The sequence below is a fragment of the Mariniphaga anaerophila genome (assembly GCF_900129025.1).
Taxonomy (GTDB): Bacteria; Bacteroidota; Bacteroidia; order Bacteroidales; family Prolixibacteraceae; genus Mariniphaga; species Mariniphaga anaerophila.
Genome location: NZ_FQUM01000003.1, coordinates 350512 through 365889, shown reverse-complemented (window position 1 = coordinate 365889; position 15378 = coordinate 350512). Strand labels below are relative to the sequence as shown.

The window sequence follows — 15378 nt, the reverse complement described above, 5'->3', positions numbered from 1 at the left end:
GCAGTTATAAACTGCTCACGGTTTTCTTCAGCCGGTCTGCAATTTCTTCGATAGTTCCCATTCCGTTTATCCCGAAATGTTTGCCCTGCTTTTTATAATACTCAATAAGCGGAGACGTCTTTTCTTTGTACACGCTGATGCGGTTTTCAACAATAGACTGGTCCTGGTCGTCAGATCTTCCTGAAACTTTTCCGCGGCTCAAAAGCCGTTCAATGAGTTCCTGTTTTTCTACTTCCAGGCTCAGCATCCCCGAAATGGGAGTGTTGTTTGTATTCAGCAGTTTGTCAAGTGCATCTGCCTGCTCAACTGTGCGTGGAAACCCGTCAAAAATAAAACCTTTGGCATTTTTGTTGGCTTCCAGTTTGCTTTTTATCATCCCGATTACTACAGCATCGGGAACCAGTTCTCCTTTATCCATAAACGCTTTTGCTTCCAGTCCGAGTTTTGAGCCGGCTGCAATTTCGCTTCTTAAAAGGTCTCCGGTAGATAAATGAATGAGTTCAAAAGAGTCGATTAGAAATTCGGCTTGTGTCCCTTTTCCGGCCCCCGGAGGGCCAAATATTACAAGGTTCAACATGATATTTTGGTTTTTTTTATTCGTTCGCGACAGAGTATATGTCAATGAGGTTGCGTCCCAGTCCGTCGTAATCCAAGCCGTAGCCCACAATAAAATCGTTGGGAATTTCCATGCCAACGTAATCCAGTTTTACATCTCTAATTAATGCGTCCGGTTTAAGAAGTAACGTAGCAACCAGTACTTCGCGCGGATTCAGTAATTTCAGTTGCCCCTGGATGTTTTCTATGGTAAGTCCACTGTCAACAATGTCCTCCAGCACAACAACGGTGCGTCCCTCAATTACTTCATTCAGACCGATTAACTGTTTTACCTGCCCCGAGGTTTTGTCGCCCCGGTACGAAGCCAGTTTTACAAAGGATATTTCTGTTTGTATCAGACTGATACGTTTAAACAGTTCTGCGGCAAACATGAATGATCCGTTTAAAATGCACAAGAATAAAGGATTTTTCTCCTTTAAATCGTTGTTCATTGTTTCTGCCATTTTTTCTATGGTCGCGCGTATTTTTTCATAGGGGATAAAAAGCTGAAAGTTTTTGTCGTGGATCTTAACTTGTTTCATTAACGGAAAAAATTATTTTTAAAAGTATCTTTTATGGCGTATTTTCGTCTTGAAAATTTGAAGCCACAAAATAACAAAACAAAATGATTAACTGAAAATATAAAATGCAAAAGATGAAACCAAAAGTGAGTATTATTATGGGGAGCACTTCTGATTTGGATGTGATGGCAAAGGCGGCGAAACTGCTCGACGAATTTGAAATTCCGTTTGAAATGAACGCGCTTTCAGCACACCGAACCCCCGAAGAGGTGGAAATATTTGCAAAAAATGCCAAGGACAGGGGAGTGAAAGTAATTATTGCAGGAGCCGGAATGGCTGCTCATCTTCCGGGAGTTATTGCTGCCATGACTCCACTGCCGGTTATTGGTGTTCCCATCAAAGCCAGTCTCGAAGGTTTCGATTCAATAATGTCTATTATTCAAATGCCCCCGGGAATTCCGGTTGCTTCGGTTGCTGTTAACGGTGCCATGAATGCCGCAATTCTTGCTGTGCAGATAATGGCTACAGGCGATGCCGAACTAATGGAGAAAATGGTGGACTACAAAGAGAGTCTGAAACAAAAAATAGTTAACGCCAACAAAGAGCTTTCGGAGGTAAAATACAAGTTCAAAACAAACTGATTATAAACTAATGCGGTGAAATAATGAAGAACGCCCCCAATAGAAATTGCTTTTCAGTACTGATTTCGGTAATTCTGCTTTCGGGGGTTTTCAATGTTTCGTTTGCACAGGAGAACTATCCGGTCGGAGCCCGTTCACTGGGGCTTTCGCACGCTGCTGTTTCGCTCTCCGATTCGTGGGCTGTGTTTCATAATCAGGCAGGAATTGCAGGAACGAATGGATTCTTTGCCGGATTTTTTTACGAGTCCAGATTCGGAGTTGAGTTGTTGTCGTTGTCTGCCGGCTCGGTTGTTATGCCTTTTGGAAGCGGGGCATTCGGACTGAGTTTCTTTCAGTTTGGAGAGGGCGCATTTAAGGAGCATAAGTTTGGCCTTGCGTATGCCAGAACCTTGTCGGAGAAATGGAAAGCAGGCATTCAGCTCGATTATTTCTCCCGGGCTTTCCCGGAGAATGAACGGGCCAGAGGTTTTGCCACGTTCGAAGGCGGCGTTCTTTTTCAGCCTTCGGAAAAGCTGTATTTGGGTGTCCATGTTTTTAATCCTGTTTCGGGAGGAATTAACACGCCGTCCGGGAAGCAGGAGATGCCGGTGGTTTTTCGGGTTGGTGGGCATTATCGTTTTAGTGAAATGGTACTGGCCGCTTTCGAAACAGAAACGGACAATCAAAATCCGGTACTACTTAAAACCGGCATCGAATTTTTACCCGTGGAAAACCTGGCGTTTCGGATTGGCGTTTCCGGCAAACCATTTAAATACACAGCCGGGATAGGGTATAAAACGGGCAGCTTTTCCGGCGATTTGGGATTCGGATACCATGGAAATCTGGGAATTACTCCTTCGGTTTCCGTTCAATTTCAGTTGGAATGAGAAGCACGCCTCAACATATCGTGTTGGCGTTGCTGTGCTTTTTTTCGGTTATTGGCCGGTCGCAAACTCCGGAAGCAGAAAGTCAGGTGGAAGCGATTATCGAGTCCATTGTAGAAGAGTTGGGTGAAGAAACCGGCGCGGCGTTGATAATTGAAGATTTGGAGCAGTTCGCGGAAAATCCGTTGAATATTAATACTGCAACACGCGAACAACTTTCGGAGCTTCATTTGCTGGATGAGGTACAGCTACAAAAGTTGCTGAATTACCTTTCCCGGTTTGGCCCGGCGTTGTCTGTTTTCGAATTGAATACTATTGATGGCTTTAATCGGGAACTGCTGTTGAAAATGGAACCGTTCATCTGGTTTGGCCCTGCAGTGGAAAAGTCCCGGTCGGTACCGGAAATGCTAAAATACGGCCGCCACGAGATGATTATGCGAACCACCGGAACAGTTCAGAAGCCAAAGGGTTACAAAGAAAAAGATGACGGAACAACGCCTTACGAAGGAAGCCGGGCACGTTATTATGCACGTTACCTGTTTCAGTCTTCTGACAATATTTCTGTTGGAATTACAGCAGATAAAGATCCCGGCGAAGCCTTTTTTGCCGGCTCAAACAAAGAGGGGTTTGATTTTTATTCAGGGCATGTGAGTTTGAAAATCAGCCCGGTAATCGAAAAACTTACAATAGGCGATTTTGTGGTACGCAGCGGTCAGGGGCTGGTACTCTGGCAGGGGTTCTCAGCCGGCAAATCGGTATATTCGCTGAACATTTCAAAAACCAACCAGGGCGTTCGTCCATATACATCTACCGATGAAAACCGGTTTTTTAGGGGTGTTTCCACAACGTTGAAATTAGGAGATGCCCGGGCCAGTTTCTTTTACTCGCAGAAAAACCGCGACGGAAATATTGAGTCGTCTGATGTTTTGGGAAATTATTTTACCAGTTTGCAAACCTCTGGCTACCATCGCACTGCAAGCGAAATTGCTGATAAAAACAGCGTGAACGACTTGAATGCAGGAGCTGTTGTTTCCTGGCAATTTCAAAACCTGAAAGTTGGAGCCACACTGTTGTATCGAAAGTTTGACATGCCTTTTATTCGGAGCGACCAGCTTTACAATCGGTTTCGTTTTGGCGGAAAGGAGAATTTTGTGGCAGGCGGCGACTACCTGTACAGCAAGGGGAAGTACCAGTTGTTTGGCGAAGTGGCTGTTTCAAAGTCAAAAGGAAAAGGTGTTTTGCAGGGAGCAACTGCCCATTTGCACGACCGCATTCAGCTTTCGGCATTGTTCCGCCACTTCGATAAGAACTACCACGCCATGTGGGCAGCGCCTTTTTCGGAGGGGAGCCAGGCCGCAAATGAAACCGGTTTGTATTTTGGAACACGTATTTTGCCCGCGAAGTTTGTAACGTTTTCGGCTTATTCTGATTTTTATCGTTTCCCGTGGATAAATTATTCTACCGCCGGCCCGGCTGTGGGATGGGATGTTTTTGCCCAGGCCGATTTTCGGTTGTCGCGCAAAATGCAGTTTTATATTCGGTATAAAAATGAAGAGAAAGAGCAGAAATTCAGGATTGAAGAGAAATATGAGAATCGTCCGGAGCAGTTCCGAAAATCCAGAATTCATTTTCAATACAGCTTGTCGGAAGCGTTCAAAATAAAAACCCGGGTGGAGCATGTTTTTTACAAAGGGCTAAAAAAAGAAAACGGCTGGATGGTTTTTCAGGATGTGCAATTTGCGCCAGCAGCATTTCCGCTCAATGCTTCTTTTCGCCTGGCATTTTTTGATACCGAAAGTTACAATTCGAGAATTTATGCCTACGAAAACGACCTGCTTTACACTTTTGCCGTTCCTGCATTTTTCGGGAAAGGGGTTCGTACTTATTTCAATCTGAAATACAAAATCAGCAAAAAAGCAGAAGTTTGGCTGAAGTTGGCAAATACTTCTCAAAGTGGCGTAGAATCCATAAGTTCGGGGTACAATGAAATTTCTGGAAATCAAAAAACTGAAGTTAAATTTCAGTTGAGGTTGAAAATATAGATTCGAATTTGTTACTTTGCCCCGCAATTTCAAAAGCGCAAGATGGAATATAATTTTGATGACATCCGCCCATACACAGACAAAGAGGTTAAGGAAAAGATAAAATTGATGACGAAAGACCCTGCGTTTGACAGGGTGTTGATGTATCTTTTTAAAGTCCGCCCAAAAGTGGAGATGGTAAAACTGCAACTTCGAATGATTCGAGAAATTAAGCAGTTGCAGGGCACGTTTGTTTACGATTTGCTGAGGTGGCTGATTAATAAAACTTCGGACGGGCTCTCTTGTTACGGGCTCGAAAATCTGGAGAAAACAAAACCTTACCTTTTTATTTCCAATCATCGCGATATCGTTCTCGATGCCGCGTTGCTCAATTATCTCATTTTTGAAAAGGGGATGAATACCACGCAGATTGCCATCGGGAATAATCTTCTGTTGTACGAATGGATTGAACATGCCGTAAAGCTGAACAGGGCTTTTATTGTTAAAAGAAACCTGCCACCGCGTGAATTGCTGGAATCTTCGAAAAAAGTGTCCGAGTTCATCCGGAAATCCATTACTCAGGACAATCTCTCGGTTTGGATTGCCCAGCGCGAAGGCCGCACAAAAGACGGCTTCGACAAAACTCAGGAAAGCGTTTTGAAAATGCTGAACATGAGCAATGAAAAAAGCATTTCTGAAGGGTTCAAAGATTTAAATGTTGTTCCGGTTTCCATTTCATATGAGATTGAACCGTGCGGTTTGGCAAAAATGAAGGAACTCATAAAAAAGGAACATTACGGCCAGAAGAAGACCAACAAAGACGATTTGAAAAGTATGTCGATGGGGATGTTTAATCCGAAGGGAAGAATGCGTTTTTCATTCGGTAAACCCATTGAAGTGAATTTTGATAAAGCAGAAACACAGGAGCAGAGGAACCATCAGTTTAAAGAGTTGGCAGAGTTGATTGACCGGCAGATTTATGCCAATTTTAAATTGTGGCCCAACAATTATATTGCTTACGATATGCTGATGCCCGAAGCAAAGTTCAAACACAAATACAATTCGCACGAAAAGAAACAATTTAAAATGATGCTCGAACAAGCTCAGATTTTCATTGATTTTCCGATTACCGACATTCAGGAACGTTTCCTGAAAATGTACGCTAACCCGGTAATTAACAAGATGAAAGTGATGGATTTATGAGGGACGCATCTGTAATTGTCTGGGACTGGAACGGGACCCTTTTAAACGATTTGGAACTGAGTCTTTCCTGCATTAATAATTTGCTGGAAAAACGTAACCTGCCCCGGTTGGATCGTCAAAAATACAAAGAGGTTTTTTCCTTCCCGATTAAAGATTATTACGAATCCATCGGGTTCGATTTTTCACAAGAAGATTTTGATGTGCCTGCCATGGAATATATCAGGTTGTACGACAGTGGAGTGGAGAACTGTTTGTTGCAGCCGAGAGCAGTGGAAACACTGGAATATTTTAAAACAAAAGGCATGCGGCAGTTTGTGCTTTCTGCCATGCATCAGGACATGCTTGAAAGAACATTGAAGCACAATGGCATTTATCAATTTTTTGAAGGAGTTGCAGGACTTGGCGATCATTACGCCGTTTCTAAAGTAGAACGGGGGAAACAATTGCTTGGTAAGTTTAATATCGAGCGCGAAAATGCCTGGATTGTAGGAGATACCATACATGATTTTGAAGTGGCGCAGGAGCTTGAAATTCGCTGCATTTTGGTTGCAGACGGGCATCAGTCGAAAAACAGGCTGAAAGAAACAGGTTCTCCGGTTCTGAACAATATTTCCGACCTTTTGGGCGTTGGGGAAATTAGCGAGAACTAAGAAAAAAAATAAATATCGACTGATTTGAAATATGAAGACTACTTTTTTTAAAAAGTACGCGGTCCTGATCTTTATGGGCTTGTCTGTTTTATTGCGTCTTTTTAGTTTTTTCCCCAGTGTGCTTGATCACGATGAATCGACTTATCTGATTATTGGTCGTGAAATTTTGCAGGGAAAAGAACTGTATACCGATGTTACTGACACCAAGCCTGCCGGTATTTTCCTTTTTTACGCTGCCTTGGAGTTTCTGGTTGGCGGATCCATTTTTCTGAAAAGGTTTGCTTTTGCGTTGGTGGTTGGAATTACCGCCTACCTTCTAACTAAAGTTTCACAATTGCTTTTTAAAAATTGGAACGCCGCTTTTGCAGCCGGGTTGATTTACATTTTTTATACCTCAATCTGGGTGTACCACGGCCTTTCGCCCAACACCGAGTTGCTCTTTAACCTGACTACAATCAGCACATTATTGCTTTTTCTTCAGCCCAAATTAAAAACGTGGGTTTTTGGCGGGCTGATTATGGGAATCGGATTCATTATAAAATACCTTGTTTTATTTGACCTGATCGCTTTTATGGCGTTTTTTTTTGTTTTCGACATTGTGCGGAATTCCCAAATAGTAAAACGCCCCGGGTTTTGGGGAAGATACGTTGGCGCAGGACTGGCTTTTCTTCTTCCGTTTGGGTTGTTGAATCTTTTTTTCTGGTTGAAAAATCCGGCGCATGATTTTTTTTATGTGACTTACGAATTGCCCGGCAATTACGGAAGTAATCCGTCTATGGTGAGGTGCGGAACAATGCTGGCTGATTTTATCGGGAAATTCCTGCCCATCTCTTTTTTCCTTTTTTATGTGCTGTTTAAGCGAAGTAATATTCTGAAAAAGGAGCAGAAATGGTTCTTTGTTACGTGGGTCATTTGCATACTAATTGCCATTTACCTGCCGGGCAAAGAGTTTAGCCATTATACCATTCAGTTAATGTTGCCGCTAAGCCTTATTGCCGGGCTGTTTTTTCACTCTGAATTCAAAATTGATCGTTACACTTCAGCCGTGTTTACAGGAAGAACCGGATGGGCATTGCTGTTTTTGGCTGTTGTTGTAATCCAGATTGTCGGTTTCAAAAGTGAATTGATGGAACCAGACTATCCGCGTGAAGTCGCTGCTGCAATTAAGCAGGAACTTGATCCGGGGGAAGATATTTACGTGGGTAATTACGAGCAGATTATTTATTACTTGCTCGATGAAGACAGCCCGACAAAATACATTCATCCCAACCTTATTTTTACGAAAACGCACAAGGCGTTTGAGATTAACGTGGACAAAGAGCTAGCCCGGATAATGAGTACTGAACCTGATTTCGTTACATTGGAAAAAGACAACCCAAAGGTTATCAAACTAATGAAATCAAAGTACAGGCTGGTGAAGAAATTTAAGAAGGGGAGAATCAGTCTGTATTGCCGGAATTAGAAAATATCCCGTTTTTTGATGTCCCTGATAAACAGCTGTAAACTTGTTTTTCCCCGGTATTCGTTTTCGGTAATCGAATAGCAAACGTCAAAAGGCAATCCCGAAGTAATTAAGTTGAATTTGTCTGACTGGTTGAATGCAATTCCGGGGAAAATGCCCGAGTTTACATCCGGCTCAACCAGATCGAGTTTCAGGTGCTCCTGGTTTTTCCCTACCAAACGGCTGGTGCCTGCATCAAAAACATCTTCGGTAACAAAAACCGGGGTCATGTTATGTGGCCCAAACGGAGCAAACTGTTTTAGTATCCGGTAAAACCGTGGAGTAATTTCACTCAGCGTAATTTTTGCGTCAACATCAATGGTTTGCGTTTGCGAATGGTCGGTTAACTGGCTGGTGACAATTTCTTCAAACCTCCGTCTAAACTCCGGAATGTTTTCAATTTTCATGGTCAGACCCGCGGCAAACATGTGCCCGCCGTATGAATCCAGCAAGTCGCTGCACTTCCCGATGGCTTCGTACAAATCAAAATCTTTTACCGAGCGTGCCGAACCCGTTGCCAATCCGTTCGATTCGGTTAAAATAATAGTGGGTCGGTAAAATTGTTCGGTTACCCGCGATGCAACAATCCCCACAACTCCTTTGTGCCAGTCGCGGTTGTACAACACCGTGCTGTTCATGTTTTTCATGTGAGGATCATTTTCAATCATGTCCAGCGCATCTTGTGTAATGTCGCGGTCTAGGGTTTTTCTGATTTCGTTGAACGAATCAATTTCTTCGCCCAGAATGTCTGATTTATCTTCGTCGTTTGAAACTAAAATCTGTACAGACTTTTTCCCGTGTTCAATTCGTCCCGAAGCATTCAGGCGCGGGCCAATCTTAAAAACGATATCGCTAATGGTAATTTCGGTGCCGTTAATTCCTGCCAGGTTAATAATGGTTTGCAACCCCATTCCCGGGTTTGAATTTAGTTTCTTCAACCCGTAATAGGCCAGCACCCTGTTTTCTCCGGTAATCGGAACAATATCCGAAGCAATACTAACCACTACCAGATCGAGTAAATCGTAAATTTCTTCCAGCTCAACTGCATTTTTTTGGCAGTAAGCCTGCAGAAGTTTAAATCCCACGCCACATCCCGACAATTCTTTGTAAGGATATTTACAGTCGGGCTGCTTGGCGTCGAGTACTGCTACTGCCGGAGGAACCTGTTCGTCCGGATTATGATGATCGCAGATAATAAAATCGAGTCCGCGCTGCCGTGCATCAGAAATTTTGTCTACGGCTTTTATTCCGCAATCCAGTGCAATTATTAATGAGAATCCGTTTGTTTCGGCGTAATTAATGCTTTTGGGAGAAATCCCGTAACCTTCGCTGTAACGGTCGGGTATGTAATACTCAATTTGTTCGATTCGGTTTCTGAGAAAAGTGTACATCAAGGCCACCGATGTTGTTCCGTCCACGTCGTAATCGCCGTAAACCATTACTTTTTCCTGATTTGCGATAGCCTGTTCGAGGCGGTCAACTGCTTTGTCCATGTCTTTCATCAGAAATGGATCGTGAAGGTCGCTGAGCCGCGGCCGGAAAAAAGATTTTGCTTCGTTAAATGTAGTTATTCCCCTTTGAACCAGTAGTTGCGCGATGGTCATGTTCACGTTCAGCGCTGCCGACAGGTGCTTTATTTCATTCGGATCGCCCTGCTTTTTTAGATCCCATATTTTTTCCATGCGTACGTTTTGTTTTTCCATAGCCCGATTTGCAAAGATAACAAATGCATCTGATTTAAGGTTGAACTATAGATTCTGAAAACGAAACCCGCATCTTTTATTATCTTTGCTGAAATTTTTTTTGAAGCAAAAAATGAATCACTTGGAATTAAGCGAACAGGAAATTATACGGAGAGAGTCGTTGCAAAAATTGCGTGATTTGGGTATCGATCCTTATCCGGCAGCCGAGTACAAAGTAAACGCGACTTCTCGCGAAATCAAGGAGCAGTATAGCGAAGAAAAGAATAACTTTCAGGAAGTTTGCCTGGCCGGACGAATTATGAACCGGCGGATTATGGGCAAGGCTTCTTTTGGTGAGCTGCAGGATCACGAAGGGCGCATCCAGATTTATGTTAATCGCGACGAGATTTGTCCGGGCGACGATAAAACTTTGTATAACGAGGTGTTCAAAAAACTGCTCGACCGCGGTGATATCATTGGAGTAGAAGGTTTTGTTTTTATTACGCACATGGGTGAAATTACGATCCACGTAAAAAATTTCACTGTGCTGAATAAATCACTTCGGCCTCTGCCCGCTGTAAAAGAAAAGGAAGGCAAAACATACGACGCATTCACTGACCCGGAACAAAGGTACCGTCAGCGTTATGTCGATTTAATAGTAAATCCGCAGGTGAAAGATGTGTTTATTAAACGCACAAAAATTATCAACACCATGCGGCAAATGTTTAACGAATACGGGTATTTCGAAGTAGAAACTCCTATTTTACAGCCAATCCCGGGAGGAGCTGCGGCGCGTCCGTTTGTTACCCACCACAATTCGTTGAACATTCCTCTTTATTTGCGAATTGCGAACGAACTGTATCTGAAACGCCTGATTGTTGGTGGTTTTGATGGCGTTTATGAATTTGCAAAAGACTTCAGAAACGAAGGAATGGACCGTACCCACAACCCTGAATTTACCGTAATGGAAATTTATGTGGCGTACAAAGATTACAAATGGATGATGAATTTTACCGAAGAAATTTGTGAACGGGTAGCTCTGGCGCTGCACGGAACCACTAAAGTTCAGCTGGGCGAAAATGTCATCGATTATAAACGTCCGTTCCCCCGTGTAACAATGGCTGAGGCGATTAAAGAACATACCGGTTACGATATTGCAGGGAAGAGCGAACAGGAGTTGCGGGATATTTGCGACAAGCTGGGAATTGAAACAGACCCCAGCATGGGCAAAGGGAAATTGATTGACGAGATTTTTGGTGAAAAATGTGAAGGCAACTACATTCAGCCCACATTCATTACCGATTACCCGGTTGAAATGTCTCCGCTAACAAAAAAACACCGCAATAATCCGGAGCTGACCGAACGCTTTGAATTGATGGTAAACGGAAAAGAGTTGGCCAATGCCTACTCCGAATTAAATGACCCGATTGACCAGCGCGAGCGTTTTGAAGAACAATTACGCCTCTCGGAAAAAGGAGACGACGAAGCAATGTTTATCGACCAGGACTTTTTGCGGGCACTGGAATACGGCATGCCTCCTACTTCTGGAATGGGAATTGGCATCGACCGTTTAACCATGTTTATGACCAACAGTTCGTCTATTCAGGATGTACTCTTTTTCCCGCAGATGAAACCCGAGAAAAAGAAAGTGGAAATGACCGAAGACGAAAAATTAGTGCTGGAATTATTGAAGGCTGAATCTCCGGTTGATTTGAACCAGTTGAAAGAAAAGTCCGGATTGAGCAATAAAAAGTGGGACAAAGCCATTAAAGGACTGACTAAAAACAACCTGGCCAAAGTGGAAAAAACAGAGGATGGGTTGATGGTGCAGGCGATAGATTAGGTTGCAGAAATTAAGTGTGTTGACATCATAGAAAAAGCTTCGGAACAATCCGGAGCTTTTCAGTTTTTTAATACTTAATGGCTCAACAAAAAATAACCCCCAACGTTAATTCGTTATTTGAAACAAATGGCTTAATTTTCTTTTTTTTAGCATGCAGAAATTAATCGCAGTAATAATTTTTTTTCTTTTTAGTACACTTAGTTTGTACGCACAGTACGTTAATTCCGATTCTCTTATAATAGTTCCGGGGTTTGAAATGCCCATGACATTAAACGAATTCGACTCGTTGCGGTTTGAATCGCCCGAAACAGAAATTGTACCCGGGCAGTTTGTTCTTCAGCCGCATATTCCGTCGGGTAAAATTCTTAGTGAGTTTTACTTGCCGTCAGACGGAAAGGTAATCAGCAGGTTTGGGCCGCGAAACGGTAGAATGCATTCGGGAACCGATATTAAGATGAACCGCGGCGACACAATATTTGCTGCCTATTACGGAACTGTTACCCGGGCAAAATATTACTACGGATATGGAAATATGGTGGTTGTTGACCACGGGAACAGCCTCGAAACAGGTTATGCCCATTTGTCGGGCTTTCTGGTTGAAACCGGTGACAATGTTGTGAAAGGCCAGCCGATTGGTTTGGCAGGAAGAACAGGGAGAGCTACCACCAATCATTTGCATTTCGAAATCAGGGAGGGGAAAAGAGCTTTTAATCCTGAGCTGGTTTTCGATTTTGAAAACGGAAAAGTGCGGAACGAAACGCAGTCGGCATATAATCTAACGGAACTACACCGGGCGCTGACTCCGGCCGGTTATTCGGTTAATGAAGCAACACCACAACATTACAAAGTAAGAAGTGGCGATTCGTTGTGGAAAATTTCGCGTCGGTACAAAACTTCCATCAAAACATTGTGCGCACTGAATAATCTAAATGAGAACTCGGTGCTGCGCGTGGGGATGGTTTTGAAGTTGTACTGACCGGGCGTAGAATTCTGTTGACGAAGTAATTGCAAAGAGAAATCATCAATAAAAAATAATGAGAAAAGTAGGATTTGTATTAATTGTAATCGGACTGGCCGGAGTGGCCTATTTCGGTTATGAAGCACTGCAGGCATCAGAAAGTTTCAACGTTTTGGGAATTGATGTTGCTGTGAGCAACGCCGATTGGAAGCCCGTGATTTATAGTGGAATTGTTACGGTTGTGGGAATAATTCTGGCTCTGATACGGAAAAAACGTTGAGCGGGATTGCAAGTTTGTTCGATTTTTCGGCGGCTAAAAAAAAGATTCAGCAGATGAAAAAAACACCTGCTGAATACATTTGAATGTTATGACATTCTGGTTGTGTGGTTTAAAAGTGTTCCTTTAGAGGAAGGGCAGCCTTTCTATTTAAATTCCTTTTGCATTTCTGTTTAATTGTTCTTCTTCCGTAAAATCGTTTTCGGGATTGTGCCCCGGGAGCGGAAGAATGCGTTCGTGAATGGCATCTACAATCCATTCCGGTTGTGGGAAGAAATAGTCTTCCAGTTCGTGAGCAGGAGTTATCCAGTTGCGTGAGCCAACTACTACCGGCGGGGCATCCAGGTAATCGAATGCAAGTTCGGTAATGTTTGAAGCTAAATCGCGCATGAACGAACCGCGCGCCGAGGCATCGCCGGTAATTACAATCCTGCCTGTTTTTTTGATGGATTCAATTACCATGTCGTAATTAAACGGAACCAGCGAACGTGCATCAATAACTTCTGCCGAAATATTGTGTTTCTCTTCCAGAATTTTAGCGGCATCCAGTGCGCGGTAAAGCGTTGCTCCAATAGAGAGAATGGTTATTTCGTTACCTTCCTTTTTAATATCGGGTTCTCCCATCTGTATTTCGTAGTAGCCTTCCGGAACTCCGCCTTCGTGAAACATTTCACCAATGTCGTAAATGCGCTGGCTTTCGAAGAAAACAACCGGGTCTGTTCCCTGCAGTGCCGCATTCATTAATCCTTTGGCATCGTATGGCGTTGCGGGGAAAACAACCTTCAATCCGGGAATGTGAGCCGCCAGTGCTGTCCAGTCCTGCGAGTGTTGTGCCCCGTATTTTGAACCCACCGAAACGCGTATTACCACCGGCATTTTTAAAACATTTCCGCTCATTGCCTGCCATTTCGGAAGTTGGTTAAACACTTCGTCGCCGGCACGCCCCAGAAAATCGCAATACATTATTTCCGGAATAACCCGTCCGCCGCACATGGCGTAGCCAATGGCTGTTCCAACAATTGCCCCTTCAGAAATGGGAGAGTTGAACAGCCGGTGGTAGGGCAGGGCTTCGGTAAGGCCACGGTAAACTGCAAACGCGCCGCCCCAGTCGCGGTTTTCTTCGCCGTAAGCAATCAGTGTCGGATCTTTGTAAAACCGGTCGGCGATGGCTTCGAATATGCCGTCGCGCAGAGCGTAGGTTTTTATTTTTGAAAACGGTTTTCCGTTTTTATCAAACATGAACCGTTCTTTGTTGGCAATTTGTTTTACCCGGGGATTTTTTTCCAGCGGATGATTTACTTCTGGTTCCCGGTCTTCCATTTTTTCAACCGACTGGTTACTGAACATCATTTCTCCAATAAGATCCGGATATTTTTTCATATCCATGTGAGGCGAAACTTCATCGTCAATGGCCAGTTTTAATGTAGAAGAGATGAGCGTTGTAGTGTTGGCTTTTATTTTTTCCAGCTCGTCTTTTGTGGCAATCCCGGCTTTTTCCAGTTCATTTCCAAACCACACGATAGAGTCCTGGCTTTCCCAGGCTTCCACTTCCTCTTTTGAGCGGTACGACGAAGCATCGGAAGGAGAGTGCCCGCTGTAGCGATAAGTCAGTACATCCAGCAGAACAGGGCCGCGTTTTTCTTCCAGTATTTTCCTTTTGCGACGATAAGCATCGATAACCGCCAGCGGATTATAGCCATCTACGCGCTCTGCGTGCATTTGGTCTTTGTTGAGCCCGGCGCCAATTCGTGCGGCTACTTCGTATCCCATGGTTTCGCCACAAGTCTGGCCGCCCATTCCGTACTGGTTATTCATAATGTTAATGATTAGCGGCAGCCCGCCTTTCATGTCGTCTTCCCACAATTCGGTGAATTGGTCCATGGTGGCAAATGTAAGTCCTTCCCACACCGGGCCGCAAGCCATGGAAGCATCACCGATGTTGGCTACAACGATTCCTTTTTTACGATTCACTTTTTTGTACAAAGCTGCACCCACTGAAATATCTCCCGAACCACCAACAATCGCGTTGTTCGGATAAACGCCAAACGGAGTGAAAAATGCGTGCATGGAGCCGCCTAATCCTTTATTGAATCCGGTTTTGCGGGCGAAGATTTCGGCAAGCGTTCCGTATAACAGGAATTTTATTGCCAGCTCTTTGGTAGTGCCGGTGTGGCCGGCTTTTACAGGAGCGAGGGTGACTCCGTCAAAATGTTTCTCCATAATACTTTCCAGCGCTTTATCGTCGAGCTTGGCAATGGCCGACAATCCTTTAGCAAGAATTTCGCCATGGCTGCGGTGCGATCCGAAAATAAAGTCGTCAACATCGAGAGTGTACGCCATGCCAACTGCTGCGGCTTCCTGTCCGATGGAAAGGTGAGCCGGACCGGGGTGGTTGTATGGAATTCCGTTGTATTCGCCACGGGTTTTGATGAGGTTCAGCATGGTTTCAAATTCCCGGATGACGACCATATCATTAAAAATATGGAGCATCTCTTCTTTGGAGAAGTTCTCTCTCTCCTCTTCAATTGATTTATTGTATTGGTTTATTGGGATGGGGGAAAATTCTATCTGCTTGGGTTTCCTGACTTCGTCGGGATTTATGAATTGATTCTTAGGCATGATTG

Annotated in this window: 13 protein-coding genes; 9 read left to right on the top strand and 4 right to left on the bottom strand. The window is 43.8% G+C overall.

The window, feature by feature from the left end:
• Positions 1-4: 4 nt before the first annotated feature.
• Together BUB08_RS07615 and hpt are read right to left on the bottom strand one after the other, a co-directional pair.
• Entirely contained in the window at positions 5-577 is a 573-nt protein-coding gene (locus tag BUB08_RS07615; RefSeq protein WP_073000410.1) for an adenylate kinase, read from the bottom strand.
• Positions 578-593: 16 nt separating this feature from the next.
• Positions 594-1136, bottom strand: coding sequence for a hypoxanthine phosphoribosyltransferase (gene hpt / locus BUB08_RS07610; RefSeq protein ID WP_073000409.1), 543 nt, complete (start codon positions 1134-1136; stop codon positions 594-596).
• Between the two features lie 113 nt (positions 1137-1249).
• Here hpt and purE point away from each other — a divergent pair, with 113 nt between their 5' ends.
• The 6 genes from purE to BUB08_RS07580 are packed head-to-tail and all read left to right on the top strand — an operon-like array spanning position 1250 to position 7955.
• Complete coding sequence (gene purE, locus BUB08_RS07605) at positions 1250-1756, top strand: 5-(carboxyamino)imidazole ribonucleotide mutase (protein WP_073000407.1); 507 nt, start codon at positions 1250-1252, stop codon at positions 1754-1756.
• A gap of 23 nt (positions 1757-1779) precedes the next feature.
• On the top strand, positions 1780-2622 hold the full coding sequence (locus BUB08_RS07600; RefSeq protein WP_073000405.1) for a PorV/PorQ family protein: 843 nt from the start codon (positions 1780-1782) through the stop codon (positions 2620-2622).
• Positions 2619-4661, top strand: coding sequence for a ComEA family DNA-binding protein (locus tag BUB08_RS07595; RefSeq protein ID WP_139249641.1), 2043 nt, complete (start codon positions 2619-2621; stop codon positions 4659-4661). The genes BUB08_RS07600 and BUB08_RS07595 overlap by 4 nt, the downstream gene beginning before the upstream one ends.
• Before the next feature lie 42 nt (positions 4662-4703).
• Positions 4704-5843: a 1-acyl-sn-glycerol-3-phosphate acyltransferase gene (locus tag BUB08_RS07590; protein WP_073000402.1), complete on the top strand. Its 1140-nt coding sequence runs from the start codon at positions 4704-4706 to the stop codon at positions 5841-5843.
• On the top strand, positions 5840-6493 hold the full coding sequence (locus BUB08_RS07585) for an HAD family hydrolase (protein ID WP_073000401.1): 654 nt from the start codon (positions 5840-5842) through the stop codon (positions 6491-6493). The genes BUB08_RS07590 and BUB08_RS07585 overlap by 4 nt, the downstream gene beginning before the upstream one ends.
• 31 nt (positions 6494-6524) lie before the next feature.
• Positions 6525-7955 carry an ArnT family glycosyltransferase gene (locus BUB08_RS07580; protein WP_083570642.1) on the top strand — a complete coding sequence of 477 codons (1431 nt, stop codon included), beginning with the start codon at positions 6525-6527 and terminating at the stop codon, positions 7953-7955.
• Here BUB08_RS07580 and recJ read toward each other — a convergent pair.
• Positions 7952-9676, bottom strand: a complete 1725-nt coding sequence (gene recJ / locus BUB08_RS07575; RefSeq protein ID WP_073000872.1) for a single-stranded-DNA-specific exonuclease RecJ — start codon at positions 9674-9676, stop codon at positions 7952-7954. The two genes, BUB08_RS07580 and recJ, sit on opposite strands and share 4 nt — an antisense overlap.
• 133 nt (positions 9677-9809) lie before the next feature.
• Between recJ and lysS the strand changes: the two genes are divergently transcribed.
• The 3 genes from lysS to BUB08_RS07560 all read left to right on the top strand — a co-directional run bounded on the left by lysS (position 9810) and on the right by BUB08_RS07560 (position 12757).
• Entirely contained in the window at positions 9810-11519 is a 1710-nt protein-coding gene (gene lysS / locus BUB08_RS07570) for a lysine--tRNA ligase (protein ID WP_175549970.1), read from the top strand.
• A gap of 151 nt (positions 11520-11670) precedes the next feature.
• On the top strand, positions 11671-12495 hold the full coding sequence (locus BUB08_RS07565; RefSeq protein WP_073000397.1) for a M23 family metallopeptidase: 825 nt from the start codon (positions 11671-11673) through the stop codon (positions 12493-12495).
• Between the two features lie 58 nt (positions 12496-12553).
• The gene (locus tag BUB08_RS07560; protein WP_073000395.1) at positions 12554-12757 is read left to right on the top strand and encodes a transglycosylase; all 204 of its coding nucleotides are present in this window, start codon (positions 12554-12556) and stop codon (positions 12755-12757) included.
• Positions 12758-12904: 147 nt separating this feature from the next.
• Here the strand turns inward: BUB08_RS07560 and BUB08_RS07555 are convergent, their stop codons facing one another.
• Positions 12905-15373, bottom strand: a complete 2469-nt coding sequence (locus tag BUB08_RS07555; protein ID WP_073000393.1) for an alpha-ketoacid dehydrogenase subunit alpha/beta — start codon at positions 15371-15373, stop codon at positions 12905-12907.
• Positions 15374-15378: the final 5 nt, after the last annotated feature.

Excerpts from the sequence above, each read along its gene's own strand:
- BUB08_RS07615 (WP_073000410.1), bottom strand. The coding sequence starts at position 577 with ATGTTGAACCTTGTAATATTTGGCCCTCCGGGGGCCGGAAAAGGGACA.
- hpt (WP_073000409.1), bottom strand. The coding sequence starts at position 1,136 with ATGAAACAAGTTAAGATCCACGACAAAAACTTTCAGCTTTTTATCCCC.
- purE (WP_073000407.1), top strand. The coding sequence starts at position 1,250 with ATGAAACCAAAAGTGAGTATTATTATGGGGAGCACTTCTGATTTGGAT.
- BUB08_RS07600 (WP_073000405.1), top strand. The coding sequence starts at position 1,780 with ATGAAGAACGCCCCCAATAGAAATTGCTTTTCAGTACTGATTTCGGTA.
- BUB08_RS07595 (WP_139249641.1), top strand. The coding sequence starts at position 2,619 with ATGAGAAGCACGCCTCAACATATCGTGTTGGCGTTGCTGTGCTTTTTT.
- BUB08_RS07590 (WP_073000402.1), top strand. The coding sequence starts at position 4,704 with ATGGAATATAATTTTGATGACATCCGCCCATACACAGACAAAGAGGTT.
- BUB08_RS07585 (WP_073000401.1), top strand. The coding sequence starts at position 5,840 with ATGAGGGACGCATCTGTAATTGTCTGGGACTGGAACGGGACCCTTTTA.
- BUB08_RS07580 (WP_083570642.1), top strand. The coding sequence starts at position 6,525 with ATGAAGACTACTTTTTTTAAAAAGTACGCGGTCCTGATCTTTATGGGC.
- recJ (WP_073000872.1), bottom strand. The coding sequence starts at position 9,676 with ATGGAAAAAATATGGGATCTAAAAAAGCAGGGCGATCCGAATGAAATA.
- lysS (WP_175549970.1), top strand. The coding sequence starts at position 9,810 with ATGAATCACTTGGAATTAAGCGAACAGGAAATTATACGGAGAGAGTCG.
- BUB08_RS07565 (WP_073000397.1), top strand. The coding sequence starts at position 11,671 with ATGCAGAAATTAATCGCAGTAATAATTTTTTTTCTTTTTAGTACACTT.
- BUB08_RS07560 (WP_073000395.1), top strand. The coding sequence starts at position 12,554 with ATGAGAAAAGTAGGATTTGTATTAATTGTAATCGGACTGGCCGGAGTG.
- BUB08_RS07555 (WP_073000393.1), bottom strand. The coding sequence starts at position 15,373 with ATGCCTAAGAATCAATTCATAAATCCCGACGAAGTCAGGAAACCCAAG.